The sequence below is a fragment of the Ileibacterium valens genome, assembly GCF_001945525.1.
Lineage (GTDB): Bacteria > Bacillota_I > Bacilli_A > Erysipelotrichales > Erysipelotrichaceae > Ileibacterium > Ileibacterium valens.
The window spans coordinates 65,482-81,920 of sequence record NZ_MPJW01000260.1 but is presented as its reverse complement, the minus strand read 5'-3'; the positions used below and the strand labels follow the sequence as shown (position 1 = coordinate 81,920).

Sequence of the window (16,439 nt, the reverse complement as noted above, 5' to 3'; positions counted from 1 at the left end):
TGGAAAGTCTGCTGCCATGGGCTGAAGAGATCCAGAACAGGTTCAGCCTGAAAGGTCAGGCTGCCTGAGTTCAACAGAATCACAAAAGGCGGAAATCTTCCGTTTCCGACTTTCCTGAGAGGAAAGCTGGAGCACAGAGAAGATTTCCGCCTTTGATGGTATTCAGGGATAACCGGGAATAAAAGCCCGTGCAAATTTCAAAAGGTTACAAAATTTCTATGTTTTATAAGTGTTATTTTCTATACAACCAACACCGCAGATCCAATCTGTCAGATCAATCGTTTCTGGCTTTGAATTCAGTCTATAAATTGTGAAACCGAATTTCTCATCTTTAATTCATACACGGGTATAAACGGTTAAACAGACAGGGAAGAACAACGGATCCAGACCGATTGTTCTTCCCTGCAGCGAATCATTATCAATTAAACAGTTGCTTGGAAAAGTTCATTAAGACCTTCATCAGCAATCTCACTCATTCAGTTATAGTTTACTATTTCAATTTTGGTTGTCGCCTGATCTATGTTCTGACTAAACTTTCAAACATCCTGCCGTCTTCTGGCTGACTCAGCTTTTTGATCCGAATCTTATAAACAACAACCAGCATTAAGGCCGCGAGAATCCAGGCTGAAACTTCAGCACTGAGTACTCCGTAAAACCCAATCCACCCTGGCAGGATCAACAATGCGATTGATCTGGCTGCAAATTCGAGGATTCCCGAAAGCATGGGCCAGAAGGTATCAGACATGGACTGAAGAGAAGTTCGATAAATCCATAAAATACCCAGAAACGGTAAAAACAGACATAAGAATTGAATGCAGATTTTTGCCGCATCAATGACTTCCGGCTGATTTCCAACCATTAATTCAATCAGCGGAGCTCCAAAAAGCAGCATGGATGCATAGATAGATAAATTAATCAGGATCAGGCAAAAATTGATCTGCCTGACTCCAACCCGAATTCGTTCAATTTTCATTGCACCAAGATTCTGCCCTGCAAAGGTACCTGCCCCGGCTCCAAAGGAGACATCCACCTGTTCAAAAATGATCAGGATCTTTGAAGCCACTGAATAGGCCGCAATATAAACAGATCCAAATCCATTGATTGCCGTCTGCATGAAAATAACGCCGACAGCCGTGATGGAATTCATCAACGCCACTGGAAGCGAAAGCAGAAAAGACTGCTTAAACAGCTCTCCATCCCATTTCCAGTCCTGCTTATTCAGTCGAAGAAATTCAATCTTTCTTACCCGGCTGAAGCAGTAAATGGCAGAAAAGAATTGAGCACTTAAGGTCGCAGCTGCGGCCCCCAGAACACCCCAGTCAAAGACCATGACAAATACGACGTCGAGTATTGTATTGATAAAAAAAGCAATAATCATCGCGATCAGCGGATCTCTTGAGTTTCCAAGGGCTCTTAAGATACCGGATAAAAAATTATAAGACAGCGAGATCAGTATCCCACCAAAAATAACTTCTATATATGCCCAGGCATCCGCGATCAGAGTCTCGGGAGTATTCATCCAGGCCAGCATCATTCTAGCCGAACTCATCGACAGGAAAGTCAGAATAATCCCTACCGAAAAGTTCAGGATGAATGACATCGTAATGGCTTTTCTTAATTTATCAAAATCCTGTGATCCGAAAAACTGTGAACATTGAATGCTCACCCCCTGTGCCATTCCGATAATAAAACCGAGAACTAAAAAGTTCAGGCTTCCGGTCAGACCAACCGCGGCCAAAGCATCCATCGAAACCCCTCGTCCTACGACAAGCGTATCGACGAAGTTATACATCTGCTGAAGAATATTCCCAAACAGCAGCGGAATCGAAAACCCCACAATCAGTTTGAGAGGCTTCCCGGACGTCATATTTTTAACCTGGTTTTCCATTTTGAACCCCTGCCTTTCTTTTCTTTTTTTTGCCGATCGAATTCAGTTCCATCATCTGTCAGTATTCACCAACAAACCCCTGATCCATATGTAAAACGTATTTTGATTTGGATCAAAATCGACTTCAACATCTACGAAAGCTTTTGAAACAAAATTTTCAAAAATTAACAATTCTTTATGCAAAATCAGGAATTGGATTCCGGTTTATCTGTTTACCTACTGCCTGTTCATCTTCGAATCACTTTATTTGACGTTCAAGGCGAAGCAATTCCAGGAAGACATAAGAAAAAGCCGAATGACAAAATGTCACTGCGTGACTATTCTGTCCCTTCGGCTTCTTCCTTGGTATCATCCCCTGCAAGCAATGTTTCATTATAATAATTCGACTGATACGCAATCTGAGAATTCAATTTATTAAATCCGAGCTCTTCGCTTAAGGTCGGAACATCCCCATATAATGAAGTTCCAAGACCTAATCGATGGCCTTCAATCGCTATTCCGAGCGCTTCTGCAACCGTCGGGAAAATGTCAAGAGTTGTAAATTCACGAGTTTTAGCGCATTCAACATCAGGTCCATTAATCACTGTAAAATAGACCTTCCGTTCAAACCTTTCATCAACCAGTTCAGGAATCAGACCATCCATATTCAGATGATCACCGCTTAATACAATGACTGTATCCTCAGCGAAATCCTGAGCCTGAATCCAATCGATAAATTCGCCAACACGATGATCCGAACAATGAATCACATTCTCCATTTGTTCATCATAAAGCTCTTTGCAGTCTTCGCACAGGTATCCATTTTTAAAGTGTGTATCTGCCGTCAGCATCGTGAAATTGAATGGCTGATCCGATGCGGCCATTTCTAAAATTGCCTCTTTGGCATATTCAAACAGCTTCTTATCTTCAAATCCCCACCATTCTTTATAATTCTGAGGGATTCTGCCTTCATCCCGGGCAGTCTGAAGATCAAAAATTTCATAATTCCCATGCTGAGAATAAAAATTTGCCCGACCGGCGTAGGCGGCTTCCGATCCAACCATAAGCTGCTGCTGATACCCCTGCTCCATTAATAAATCGCCCAAGGTATCAAGATTTGGCATGAAATTATTTTCTTCATCAAAGTTTTTTGTAAATTCGCCGTTTCCAAGAGCGAGTGGAGTTCCAGAACTTTGCGAAACCATTCCAGCAATCGTCCAGCTTGAGCCGTTTGTCACCCGGCCTCCATTGATTTTATCAGAGTCATCTGCTGAAAAGTCCTGGTTTTCCCTGGCGATTCGGGTCAGATTTGGAATCAGATTATCATCCATGGTTCCACCATCTTCGCGGCTTGCATATGTACTCTCCATCGATTCCATATAGATCCAGATCAGATTCTTTTTCTGTTCAGGATATTGAATCAGGGCTTCTGAAGGCTTTTGATAATAGTTTTCATACAACTGTGAAATGGTCTTTCGTTCATCAAGATACTGTCCAATTCCAAGCAGGTTATACCCTTCGTGAAGTTTAGCTCCGAGGGCACCGCAAAGCATCAGATTCAATGCGATACACAGACAGCCAATCACTGAAATTGCCCGTTCAAGGATCAAGGGTACATCTTGTTTTTTTGTAATTCGCTTTTTACGGCGAAGCGCAAGGTAGAGAAAACCTGCGTAAAGCAGAGTAGATAACAGAACCTGCAGCCACATTCTTTCAAAAAAGCCGCCTACTATCTGCCAGACGGTATTTTCAGCTCCTCCCATTGATACTTGAAGGGTGTATAGAAGCTGTGAAAATGAAGCCACCTGTACATTTTCAGTCAGATAAAAAATTGAATATCCGGCAATACATACCAGAAGATAAAGAATCCAGGCGAGAGTCGCAGTAAATATCCACATCGATTCAATCCTTCCTTTCTTCCGGGTGTTACGCCTGCCTAAATAAAAAAATGCTTCCAGGTATTAGACAGGCAGAACATAATTATTCGTCTTAATTTCATTAATCGACTCTATATGCTTTATTTACGGTCTAAAGCAAAATCAATTATGCAAAAAGATCTTCCTTCTGACAATCAATCCATCAAAACTGAAAGATTAAACTTTGATTAAGAATCCACTTTGTTAATTGTAAGCGCTGTTTTCACGAAAGACAGCCATTCATTCTTATGCTAATGTTCATTTTCCCTTGATATTGCAAACATTATTCATTCTCAGTTCTTTTTAAATCTATCTAGACTGCCTTACTTCAATCCATTGAATTAGAAAGAAAGCTCTGAGCAGGTTTATTCACTATAATCTTTGTTTGATACCAACAAATGGAAAAATAAGAAAAACAGATTATACCTGAGCCCTCCAAAAGCGAATCAGCTCAGATACAATCTGTAATTGTTTTATTTTGATCAGTTTTCAATTTGTTTTCGATCTTCTTTTTGGTTTTTCAGTCTTTGCATACTGCGATGCATTCGACTTCAACAAATACTCCCTTGGGAATATCCTTGACTGCTACACAGCTGCGGGCTGGTTTATTTACAAAGTATTCAGCATACACTTCGTTAAAAGCAGTAAAATCGTTAATATCAGCCAAAAAGCAGGTCGTCTTTACAACATGATCCATGTCACTGTTTGAAGCAGACAGAACAGCGCTCAGATTCTTCATCACCTGCAGAGTCTGTTCCCTGATTGCCCCTTCGACAATCTGTCCGGTTGTCGGATCAATCGGAATCTGTCCGGATAAATAAACCATCCCATTGACTTTAACAGCCTGAGAATATGGACCTACAGCAGCTGGCGCCAGGTCCGTATGTACTTTGTTCATCGTTTTCCCTCTCGTTAAATATTTCGAATTGCTTATCTCATCCTGTTTTTTCAACAGTCTGATCAGTCTAACAGCATGAACCCCTGCTCTTTTAATGCATCCCGGATAAATCCGATATGTTCATGGTTGCGGGTTTCAACGTTAATTCGAAGGACGCAATCCGTAATCGATGTTCCTTCACTCGCCTTCTCATAAAATACAGAATCTACATTGGCTCCAAGACTGGCAAGAAGGGTTGAAACCTGAGAAAGCTGACCCGGCTTATCTTCAAGACGAATCACCAGTGTGTCGCTGCGTCCGGATTTCATCAGACCGCGTTCAATGACTTTTGAAAGGATTGTTACGTCAATATTTCCTCCGGATAGAACACAGACCACGTTCTTATGTTCAGCCGGAATTTTATCAAACATCACCGCGGCGACTGGAACTGCCCCCGCCCCTTCAGTGATCAGCTTATGCTGTTCAATCAGAGTCAGAATGGCGGTTGCGATTTCATCATCATTCACGGTAACAATATCGTCAACATAGTCACGAACCAGACTGAATGTATTATCCCCCGGCTCTTTGACCTTGATCCCATCGGCAATGGTAATGACTTCGTCAAGGCAGACAATTTTTTCTTCATTCAGACTGGCTGCCATGCTTGCAGCCCCTTCAGACTGAACGCCGTAGACTTTGATATCCGGCCTGAGCTGTTTAATGGCATAGGCAACTCCAGAAATTAATCCCCCTCCGCCAACAGGAACAACTACCGCATCTGCATCTTCAATCTGGTCAAGAATTTCAAGACCAATGGTTCCCTGTCCGGCAATGACAAGTTCATCATTAAATGGATGAATAAATGTATAACCATGTTCGCTTTCAAGCCGAAGGGCCTCTCCATACGCATCGTCATAAACACCAGGTACCAGACGTACATCGGCTCCATAGCTTCTGGTTGCTTCTACTTTTGAAATTGGAGCTCCTTCTGGAAGGCAGATGATGGCAGGAATCTTAGCCTGCTTAGCAGCAAGGGCTACGCCCTGTGCATGATTTCCAGCGGAACAGGCTACGACACCATGGCTTTTTTCTTCTTCTGTGAGTTGTGAAATCTTGTAATAAGCCCCTCGCAGCTTAAAGGAACCTGTATTCTGAAGATTCTCAGTTTTCAGATAAACGTTAAGTCCTTTCTTGATTTTTGGGGCGTAAATCAGATCTGTCATTCGAGCTGTATCCTTAAGGATATATCTGGCATGATAGATCTTGTCGAGTGTTAACATGAAATTCTATTTCTCCTGTCTAACAGCCAGCTGTTCTATAAACTGGCGGGCCGCTCTGGCCGACCTTCCGCTCTTGCGTAAGGCAAACTGCTCTGCTTTGAGCATCAGCCGATCCTCATCCATATCGATTTTATAAGCCTTGGCGAGCTGTAAAACGATATTTCTATATTCCTGAATACTTGGTTTTTCAAACAGTATTCTCATTCCAAAACGATCCGATAAGGAAATTGTCTCCTGCATCGTATCATTGCGGTGAACATCATCCCCACCGCGGTCCGAGAACGTTTCTCTGACAATATGACGTCTGTTGCTGGTGGCATAGATAACCACATTCTGACTTCTGGCTGAAACCGTTCCTTCTAAAACAGCCTTGAGGGCTGAAAATTCATCATCATTTTCCTGAAAGGACAGATCATCGATGAAAATGATGAATTTTAAAGGATTCACTGACAGCTCTTCAAGAAGTTCAGGAAGAAGTTCAAGCTGGTTTTTTCGAACTTCAATCAACCGCAGTCCCTGCGGATAGAGCAGATTGACAGTCGCTTTAACCGTCGCTGATTTACCTGTCCCTGCATCTCCATAAAGAAGAATGTTGCTGGCGGTCTGATTATTGAGTAAAACCATTGAATTATCGATCACTTCTTCATGCTGAGACTGATATCCATATAAATCATTGAATGTTACCGGGTCTGGATGAGCAATTGGTTTAAGACGGATCTCGCCATCAAGCTGCTCAACACGAAACATTCGATATTCAGCAAAAATCCCAAAACCATATTCTGAGACATGCATCAGACGATTGAGGTAGTCTCCCTGCAGATCGCATTCATGGGCTGAAAAAGCAGGCATGGTCGGATCATCAAAGAAAAATTCTGAATTCAGGGATCCAGCCTGTGCTAAGGATGCCAGTTCATTCATCGCGGCATCGAGCATATAGGAGGGTATTTCATGATCCTGACTGGCAAAATCCGAGCAGCAGGTTGGCATACACAAAACCTTATGGCGCAGATAATCGGTCCAGTCTGTATATCCAGCTGCATAAAGTTTGCCTGCAAAATAACAGAAACGTCCTCTGACTGACTCCATGGATTCCTGTCTTTCAGATGAACCGATCAGATTAAAAAATGCGTCAATGACCGGATCTTCACGAAGCCCGGCAAAGACGGCCAGCTCTCGAAGCCGCTGTCCTAAAGAAATACTCATTGCGTAATCGCTCCTTTTTATTATGGAAGAATTGCTCCTTTGTCAGCGGAGGATACCAGTGAAGCATAACGTCTGAGATATCCTTCAACATGCTCTTTCTTCTGAATCGGCATTTCTTTTTTCCGCTGTTCAATTTCTGCATCATCTACTTTAAGGGTAATTGAATAATTCGGAATATCAATGGAAATCAGGTCTCCATCCTTTACATAAGCGATCAGACCGCCAGAAACTGCCTCCGGTGAAATATGTCCGATGGCTGCTCCGCGCGTGGCACCGGAAAAACGGCCATCAGTAATCAGGGCAACTTCCTTATCGAGACCCATTCCTGCGATCGCTGAAGTGGGTGAAAGCATCTCGCGCATTCCTGGTCCGCCTGCTGGACCTTCATAGCGGATCACCACAACATCTCCAGCCTTTACCTTACCGCCAAAAATTCCAGCAATAGCTTCTTCTTCTGAATTAAAGACAACCGCCGGACCTTCGTGGACAAGCATTTCCGGGGCTACCGCTGAGCGTTTAACCACGCATCCATCCGGCGCAAGATTTCCTTTTAAGACGGCAAGTCCACCGGTCGCTGTATAGGGATTATCTACCGTCCGAATGACTTCCGGATTCAGATTGTTCGCATCCTGAATATTTTCATGAAGGGTTTTTCCAGTTACAGTCATCACATCCCCATGAATCAGTCCAGCATCTTCAAGCTGTTTTAATACCGCATAAACTCCGCCGGCTGCATTGAGATCTTCCATATAAGTCGGACCTGCTGGTGCTAAATGGCAAAGATTTGGCGTCTTTTCAGAAATTTCATTGACATGATCCAGATCAATATCAATTTTGCATTCATGGGCAATCGCTGGTAAATGCAGCATTGAGTTTGTAGAACAGCCTAAAGCCATATCGGCAGTCAGCGCATTTTCAATGGCCTCTTTGGTCATGATGTCTCTTGGACGAATGTTCTGCTTTACAAGTTCCATGACCTGCATTCCTGCTTTTTTAGCCAGCTCAATACGAGCTGAATAGACAGCTGGAATCGTACCGTTTCCTTTTAATCCCATTCCAAGCACTTCAGTCAGGCAGTTGTGAGAATTAGCCGTATACATTCCTGAGCAGCTGCCGCAGGAAGGGCAGGTATTTAATTCATATTCCTTAAGCTTTTTTAAATCAATCTTTCCTGCTTTATAGGCACCAACCGCCTCAAACATACTTGAAAGCGAGGTCTTATGGCCGTCAATTCGTCCTGCCAGCATTGGCCCGCCTGAAACAAAAATAGTTGGAATATTTAACCGGGCAGCTGCCATCAATAATCCAGGAACGTTTTTGTCACAGTTAGGAACCATCACCAGGCCGTCAAAGGCATGGGCTAAAGCCATTGCTTCCGTTGAATCCGCAATCAGATCACGGGTAACCAGTGAATAGCGCATTCCATTATGGCCCATCGCAATTCCATCGCATACTGCAATCGCTGGAAAGACGATCGGGGTTCCTCCTGCCATGGCCACTCCGACTTTTGCTGCTTCGACAATTTTATCCAGATTCATATGTCCTGGAACAATATCATTCTGACTGGAAACAATACCGATCAGTGGACGATTGATTTCTTCTTCTGTTAATCCAAGCGCATGAAGCAAAGAGCGCTGGGGGGCTTTATCAAAGCCCTTTTTCATAGCATCACTGTTCATCATCTATTTCCTCTTCCAATTTTTCAAGGAGTTCAGAACAGATGAATGTCCCTTAAAGGTAGGACAGAAGGTCAGACCTTCCGATTGGTTTATCTTATCGGATGGACTCTATTCATACAAAAATCATGCGCCTGCTTTCTTCTAAACAGACATCTGAATTTCATTATTCATCTGTTTGAACCGTATTTTCTTTAATACTTTCTATAAATGCACGAAAAACCCGCATTGCGGGTTTTTCTGAATGGTATTGACCGTTTTCAGTAAACAACTCAACGGTTTTTCAAACGTATTTTTACAAAATGGATTAGTTATTAACCAGTTTGTCTTCGTCAGCCCAGCTGTATAACTGTCTGATTTCTTCGCCGACTTTTGAACTTGGATGTTCCTTAGCGATTTTACGCATCGCTTTGAAGTGAGCCTGTCCTCCAGCTTCAGACATATCAAGCAGGAAGTCTTTTGCGAATGTTCCATCTTGGATGTCCTTAAGGATTTTCTTCATCGCTTTTTTGGTATCGTCAGTGATGATCTTTTCGCCAGTGATGTAATCTCCATATTCAGCCGTATTCGAAATGGAATAACGCATTCCTTCAAAACCGGACTGATAAATCAGATCAACGATCAGTTTCATTTCATGAATACATTCAAAATATGCATTTCGTGGATCGTAGCCTGCTTCAACAAGAGTTTCAAAACCTGCCTGCATTAAGGCTACAACACCTCCGCATAAAACAGCCTGTTCACCGAAAAGGTCTGTTTCAGTTTCAGTACGGAATGTCGTTTCAAGAACACCGGCTCTTGAAGCCCCAATACCCGCTGCATAAGCCAGTCCTAAATCCTGAGCGTCTCCAGTAGCGTCCTGTTCAACGGCAATCAGTGATGGAACACCTTTATTGGCCAGATATTCGGAACGTACAGTATGTCCAGGACCTTTTGGAGCGATCATGATAACATTTACATCTTCTGGCGGAACGATCTGTCCAAAATGAATATTGAAACCATGAGCAAATGCGAGTGTTTTACCTGCGCTCAGGTTTGGTTTGATTTCAGCTTCGTATACGGCTTTCTGCTTTTCATCAGGAATAAGGACCATGATGATGTCAGCTGCCTTTGTGGCATCCGCTACACTCATCACTTCAAGACCCTGCTCACGGGCTTTGGCAGCAGATTTGCTTCCTTCGTAAAGTCCAACGACAACATCAACTCCTGAATCCTTAAGATTCAGAGCGTGGGCATGTCCCTGTGATCCATAACCGATGATGGCAACTTTTTTTCCATTCAGTTTGTTGAGATCGCAATCCTGCTGGTAAAAAATTCTGTTTTCCATAACTATCCTTTCGTGTTCTGCCTGCTGACAGAATCAATGCTTTATATCTTGTTCGAAATTTCTTTCGATTTTATTCTTTATAGATTTCATTCAAAGATTTCTGGATTAAATCTCCTTGAAAATATCCGGGGTTTATTGTCTGGCCTCATTGTTTGCAGTTCGAAAATCAATATCTTCATTGAGATAGCTGCATCCTCTTTGCAACGCCACCAGACCCGAACGGCACATTTCAAGTATTCCATAAGGTTCAACAACCGTAATAAAGGCGTTGATCTTGGATGGTTCACCTGTGATCTCTACACATAATGTACTTGGTGAGAAGTCGATAATCTTGCATCGGAAGATATCAACAGCCGAAACGATATCACTTCGGGTTTCCGGGAGATTTTTCAGCTTGATCAAGGCAAGCTCACGGCCTACCCTTTCTTCCGATATCATTTCCTTGACATCCTTGACATCGTAGAGCTTTCGAAGCTGCTTGATGCATTGAGATCGAATGTTTTCATCCCCGTTTACAGAGATCGTAATTCTGGATAATGCCGGATCTTCTGTAGGACCAACCGCCAGGGAATTAATGTTGAATCCCCGACGGGTAAACATTGAAGAAACACGCGTCAGTACTCCTGCGGAGTTTCGGACGAGGCATGCAATTTCAAAATGTTCCATCATTTATGCCTCCTGTTCCTCAATATCTGTGATGATCTGATCCATACTTCCTCCTGGAGGAAGCATCGGCAAAACAAATTCGTTTCGTCCAATTTCTGCTTCAATCAGAACAGGTCCAGATTTCGCCATCGCTTTGGCGGCTGTTTCCGGTAGTTCTTCAAGTGAAGAAATGCGGAATGCCGGAATACCAAACGCTTCAGCGATCTTTACAAAGTCACTTTGCCTTGCATCAAGATTCGTATGAGAATAATGAGCGTCATAGAACAGAGTCTGCCACTGACGAACCATTCCCAAGACCCTGTTGTTCAGGACCACGATGACTACAGGAACCTGATTGGCAAATACGGTCGCCAGATCATTCAGATTCATGCCAAAGCTGCCATCCCCGGTAAATAAGATCGTTCGTTTGCCTGTACCCAGGCTTGCTCCAATGGCAGCCCCCAGTCCAAATCCCATAGTCCCAAGTCCACCGGATGTAATAAACGTTCGCGGCATCTTAAATGGGAAGTACTGAGCGACCCACATCTGATGCTGACCAACGTCAGTCACAATTGGAGTCGATGGATCTGCATATTTCGAAATTTCATTAATCAGGGCAAAAGGAGTCAATTCTTTCTGGTTTTCTACCCTTTCGAACTGAGCCTGCTGCATTGCCTTGAATTCTGCAATTCTCTTTTGCCAGGCCGGACGCTCGACCGTTTCCAGCTGATCAATAATCCGCCTGAGTGCATCTTTCATATCTCCAGCGATGCCCAATTCAACATTCACATTCTTATTGAGCTCAGCAGCATCGATGTCAATATGAATGATTTTTGCTTTTGGAGCATATTTAGCTACATTTCCAGTAGCCCGATCCGAAAAGCGAGCCCCAAGACAGATGATCAGATCCGCATCATGCTGAGCACGGCTGCTTGCAAAATGTCCATGCATCCCTTCCATTCCGAGATAGCGGGGATGATCGCAGGGAACCACCGAAATTCCCATTAAAGTGGTTCCAATCGGTGCATCAATACAATCCGCCAGCTCAATGATTTCATTTTCAACATTTGCCCGAAGTGCTCCACCCCCCATATAAATATATGGACGTTTAGACTCTTCAATCATTTGGACGGCACTCAGGATCTCTTCATCTTCTGCAAGATCATTTTCTTCAGGAGTCACCTGTTCAAATGGTTCAAACTCATGGATCGCTGCCTGAATATCTTTTGGAATATCTACCAGCACCGGACCCGGTCTGCCGCTTCTTGCTATTTTGAAAGCCTCACGAATTGTATTGGCTAGGTCTGCTACATCCTGCACCATGAAGTTATGCTTCGTGATGGGAAGCGTGATCCCGGTTATATCGCATTCCTGAAAGGAATCCCGGCCAATCAGAGAACGGCCGACATTTCCGGTAATGGCGACCATTGGAACAGAATCCAGATAGGCTGTTGCAATTCCTGTTACCAGGTTGGTTGCTCCTGGTCCGGAAGTCGCAATGACTACCCCAGTTTCTCCTGTGGCTCTTGCATAGCCATCTGCAGCATGAGCCGCATGCTGCTCATGTGAACTGAGTACATGGTTCAGACGGTGTCTGGCTTTAAACAGCGCATCATACAGATCAATGACCTGACCTCCGGGATATCCGAAGACTGTTTTGACACCCTGCTCAATTAATGTCTCAACAACAATATCGGCGCCTGTCATTAACATAAAATTCTTCCTTCTTTTGATGATTTCTTCTGAACCGGATGATAAAACTGCGTATTTGATTACAAATTTACTTTCGATTCAAAAGAGTTCCCGTTCTTTATATCACAAGGAATTCCCAAAATCAACGATTTTCTGAAAACTCTGTTTTCATTTTTCATTTTGTTTCATTTTGTTTTCATTAAGTCATCCATGATCTATTCGTTTGCTTTTTTATCCAATCCAAAAATAGATGTTCTATCAATTAAACGAGATAATGATCATGCCAGATCGACTTCCATGGACTTTAAAATTATCACATTAGTTTTTTTAAGATCTACTGATTGTAATGCAGAGAACATATGAGGTATGAAACCAGCTCATTGATCCCTTCGCCAATCAAAAAATCATCACCAGTTTTATATTCCGGTCTGCCAATAAGTCTCAGCTTTTCAACCAATCTTCAGATCCATCAAATCATAATATCTGAGCATTAAAAATCCATCTGAACACAGCGGGTGTATTATGAATTCACGAAACAGGTAAAACTGTTCTCGAATACAGAGGTTCCGTGCTGCTGATTGCAGAATCAGACTTGCTGCTCTTCAAAGTGCAGAGTAAAGACGATTGGGACCTCTTCTTTTTTTATGCTTTTTTAAAGCTGTCTGGTCTTTGTTTTCCTTCTCTGCTTCGTTTCTTTTTACCTGTGCTTTTTTACCTTCTTTTTCCTAACTCTTTTCGACCTAGTCCAATGTAAGAATGAATAACAACTCGTGCGATACAATAGATGCAGGAAAGGACTGATTACTATGACATTTACTGCGAATATTTATACCTCGCTTCCTTGGAATAATTACTATGGTTTCTTCGGTTTTATCTGGTACATCCTGCTGGCATGCGGATTGTTTCAGACTTTCAGAAAAGCCGGAGAGGAAGGATGGAAAGCGATTATTCCAATTTATAACCTGTACATTTGCTTCAAAATAGCAAATAAGGAATCCATGTTCTGGCTGTGGGGAGGAAGCCTATTGTTATCCGGGCTGTTTGCCTGGATGTCTAATCTGGCCATTTTCTTTCTGTTAGGTGCTGTCAGCACGATCTTCAGCCTGATCGCTGCCTTGCTTCTGGCCGATATGTGGTATGGAATTTCAGTGAACTTTGGACATGGTTTTGGCTTTGCTCTTGGACTGATCTTCCTGAACCCTCTGTTTATCATTATTCTTGGATTCGGTGATTCTCAGTACCGCTCTTTCTACCGCAGATACTAGAAATAATGTACGAATTAGGACCCTTCTCGTCTATTTACCCTATATCGTATGATTAAAAAAGGTTTTAATCATTCACGGCAGGCCTTCATGAAAGGCTGAATCACTTTCATTACTTATAAGGCTTTACTTGTTTAACAAAAAAACTCCCAGATAAAAATGGGAGTTTTTTACTGTCAGAGAAACTACATCTATCTTTAAATAGTCATTAAGATTTTCAAACCACTTTATATGGTTTATCAATCCAGAAATAGAAATGGACATTATGGATTGGGACTGAGTATTGCAGCAACTTTATGCAGACAATTGGCTATTTCGCTTGAAATTGAAAAAAGTTCTCCGGCTGGAACTATTTTTCTGCTTCGAATTCCTATGTGAGCTATTGATCATCATCATTCAGACAGCTTTATCTCCAAAGAAAAGAAACCGTGATATTCTAACATCAGAACCACAATTAGAATTGATTGTAAACCTGTCGTTTCATCAACAGGAAGATTAAGAGAGGATATCTTTTGGAAAACCAAGAAACACCAATTTATGCCGGTGAAAATCTGATTGAAATACTCGGGCTGGAAGAATTCCAGAAAAAAGAACCTGACATCTGCAGTGTTCATCATCTTTTCAAAGTGATCAGTCATCCTGAATTCTGCCAGGCATCAAATTATCACGGGCTCATCTATGGGACGTTCATCATCCCATCCAAAAAAAATCTGCAGATCTCACGAAACATCTTTGCGTTTTGCCTGACTCCTGACAGACTCTACTTTATTGATGAAGGATCCAAAGTCGAAAAGAAAGTCAGAAAGATGCTCGAAGAGTATGATGATGAAATCAAATCTCCACTTGTCTTTCTTCTTGATTTTATGGAGTCCCTGATTCGAGAAGACCTGTATACCTTACAGGGATACGAAAAAACACTGAATGATTTAGCACTTCGAATGGATCAGGAAAACGCTGATAATGCAAGTAAAGATTTCCTGTACATGCGTAATGAATTAAATGCGCTATACGTTTATTATGAACAGCTGACCAACATGGCAGAAACGATTGATCAGGCCGCTATACAGTCTGGTGATAAAATTGCTCAGAACTTGCTTTCACTTTATATCCAACGGGTGAATCATCTCGCCTCTCTGACTCACACTCAGAAGGAATCGCTGACTCAGATTCTAGATATGAAACAGGCAAAACTTTCGGAACGTCAGAATGATCTTGTTAATCTTCTGACGATCGTTACATCGATATTCACACCACTCACATTCATCACCGGATGGTTTGGCATGAACTTTGTCAACATGCATTTACTCAAGGAACCATGGGGTTATCCTGGGGTAATCGTATTCTGCCTCATTCTGACTCTAGGACAGATTATCGTTATCAAAAAATGGAAAATATTTCATAAATAACAGCTTCAGGAAGGTTTTGTTTTTAGTCACAAACAGTTCGTTCAATCCATATTTGCATAGTATCTCATCGCTCGCTGAATGAATTTTAGCCGCTTAAGAGCTGCCGAGAGTCTTAGTGAGTCTTTGAGATTATATCGGCATAAATAATAAAAATTTCATTTGCAAAAATAACTCTCGGTCCAAACTATACCGGACCGAGAGTTATTCGTAATATTCATTATTTTCTGATTAAGAACATGCCATCTCTTAGCAAAGATTCAGACCGGATAGGAAATCAATCAAACCGAATGGACCAGATCATTTACAGGTTTAATGAGCAGAACCATCCCGGTAGTACCTTGTTGTTCTAGCCAGTTCATCAAGGTTTTCATCAAGATGATCACTGGCGGAGAATGTTCGATTTTGCTGGAGTTCAAGAAGTTCGAGAACCACCTTTTCAAAGCTTTCTACGATATCTTCTGAGTTATCAACAAATTTTTGGATAATCGCCTGATGTTCTGGTGTCGGTACTGCATACTCATCAAAGAGATTAATAGCTTTTTTCGCTTCATTCAAATTCATCTGAAGTGTTTTTTCGGAGCTGTCAATGACCTGACGATAACGGGTAATGGTGATCTTACTGTTGCCAAAAAGATCATCAAGCAGCTGATAGACCTTATCCTTTCTTGAAGAAATTACCTGTATGTCATTTTCGAGTTCCTGAATGGAGCTGGTATAAAATGGATGAGGAATTTGCGGCCGGCTCCTGGATCTTTCAGTCTGAAATGAACTCCAGTCAGGCGTTTTTGGCTCCTTATTCAGCTTCTGATCATAAGAGCCATAGTCAGAAAAATCCTGTTTTGTTCTGGACTGACCATACTTCTGAGACTTTTTTAATTCCTGGTTTTTAGCAATTTCTTCACGCAGTTTTCTGGATACTTCTTTTCCTAATGAGACGGTTGCTTTACCGGCATGTTTTCCTGCTTCCTTTAGCTCCCTTTTGAAATGATCAGAGAATTGATCACTTTGATACCGAACTCTGGGATTTGATGAATTCTTGCCAACCAGAGTTAAGATCAGAATAATCGCCGCAACTCCTACCAGCACTGGAATCGTTCCAAAGAATAATGAAAACAGCGGAAAAGAAAAAATTGACCCAATCATTAAAAAGAGGATCAGCAGAATCATAAAAATCTTTTTATCATTATCTCTATTCATAAAATCTCCTCAAAGTTTATAAAACATCTTATTTTGCATGGTTTTACTTTTGTTTTTTCATAAACACTGACTATCATTTTTCACCAGTCAG

The 16,439-nt window shown here is 42.1% G+C and carries 12 protein-coding genes; 2 read left to right on the top strand and 10 right to left on the bottom strand.

Annotation, left to right across the window (positions count from 1 at the left end):
* Nucleotides 1-517 precede the first annotated feature (517 nt).
* The 9 genes from BO222_RS12120 to ilvB all read right to left on the bottom strand — a co-directional run bounded on the left by BO222_RS12120 (nt 518) and on the right by ilvB (nt 12,504).
* Nucleotides 518-1,888, bottom strand: a complete 1,371-nt coding sequence (locus BO222_RS12120) for an MATE family efflux transporter (RefSeq protein ID WP_075820997.1) — start codon at nt 1,886-1,888, stop codon at nt 518-520.
* A gap of 317 nt (nt 1,889-2,205) precedes the next feature.
* The gene (locus BO222_RS12115; RefSeq protein WP_075820996.1) at nt 2,206-3,765 is read right to left on the bottom strand and encodes a sulfatase-like hydrolase/transferase; all 1,560 of its coding nucleotides are present in this window, start codon (nt 3,763-3,765) and stop codon (nt 2,206-2,208) included.
* Nucleotides 3,766-4,303: 538 nt separating this feature from the next.
* The gene (locus BO222_RS12110; RefSeq protein ID WP_075820995.1) at nt 4,304-4,681 is read right to left on the bottom strand and encodes a RidA family protein; all 378 of its coding nucleotides are present in this window, start codon (nt 4,679-4,681) and stop codon (nt 4,304-4,306) included.
* 62 nt (nt 4,682-4,743) lie between these two features.
* The gene (gene ilvA / locus BO222_RS12105) at nt 4,744-5,940 is read right to left on the bottom strand and encodes a threonine ammonia-lyase (protein WP_075820994.1); all 1,197 of its coding nucleotides are present in this window, start codon (nt 5,938-5,940) and stop codon (nt 4,744-4,746) included.
* A gap of 6 nt (nt 5,941-5,946) precedes the next feature.
* Complete coding sequence (locus BO222_RS12100; protein ID WP_075820993.1) at nt 5,947-7,143, bottom strand: ATP-binding protein; 1,197 nt, start codon at nt 7,141-7,143, stop codon at nt 5,947-5,949.
* Between the two features lie 20 nt (nt 7,144-7,163).
* Complete coding sequence (gene ilvD / locus BO222_RS12095) at nt 7,164-8,822, bottom strand: dihydroxy-acid dehydratase (RefSeq protein ID WP_075821008.1); 1,659 nt, start codon at nt 8,820-8,822, stop codon at nt 7,164-7,166.
* A 304-nt stretch (nt 8,823-9,126) separates the two neighbouring features.
* Complete coding sequence (gene ilvC / locus BO222_RS12090; protein WP_332888872.1) at nt 9,127-10,152, bottom strand: ketol-acid reductoisomerase; 1,026 nt, start codon at nt 10,150-10,152, stop codon at nt 9,127-9,129.
* Between the two features lie 126 nt (nt 10,153-10,278).
* A complete protein-coding gene (gene ilvN / locus BO222_RS12085; RefSeq protein WP_233131262.1) occupies nt 10,279-10,815 on the bottom strand; it encodes an acetolactate synthase small subunit in 537 nt (178 codons plus the stop codon).
* The gene (gene ilvB, locus BO222_RS12080; protein WP_075820991.1) at nt 10,816-12,504 is read right to left on the bottom strand and encodes a biosynthetic-type acetolactate synthase large subunit; all 1,689 of its coding nucleotides are present in this window, start codon (nt 12,502-12,504) and stop codon (nt 10,816-10,818) included.
* Between the two features lie 785 nt (nt 12,505-13,289).
* On the opposite strand from ilvB, the gene BO222_RS12075 reads away from it, so the two are divergent.
* Both BO222_RS12075 and BO222_RS12070 read left to right on the top strand, forming a co-directional pair.
* A complete protein-coding gene (locus BO222_RS12075; protein ID WP_083647814.1) occupies nt 13,290-13,748 on the top strand; it encodes a DUF5684 domain-containing protein in 459 nt (152 codons plus the stop codon).
* 509 nt (nt 13,749-14,257) lie between these two features.
* Complete coding sequence (locus BO222_RS12070) at nt 14,258-15,151, top strand: magnesium transporter CorA family protein (RefSeq protein WP_075820990.1); 894 nt, start codon at nt 14,258-14,260, stop codon at nt 15,149-15,151.
* A 309-nt stretch (nt 15,152-15,460) separates the two neighbouring features.
* Here BO222_RS12070 and BO222_RS12065 read toward each other — a convergent pair whose 3' ends face one another.
* The gene (locus tag BO222_RS12065; protein WP_075820989.1) at nt 15,461-16,348 is read right to left on the bottom strand and encodes a hypothetical protein; all 888 of its coding nucleotides are present in this window, start codon (nt 16,346-16,348) and stop codon (nt 15,461-15,463) included.
* Nucleotides 16,349-16,439 lie beyond the last annotated feature (91 nt).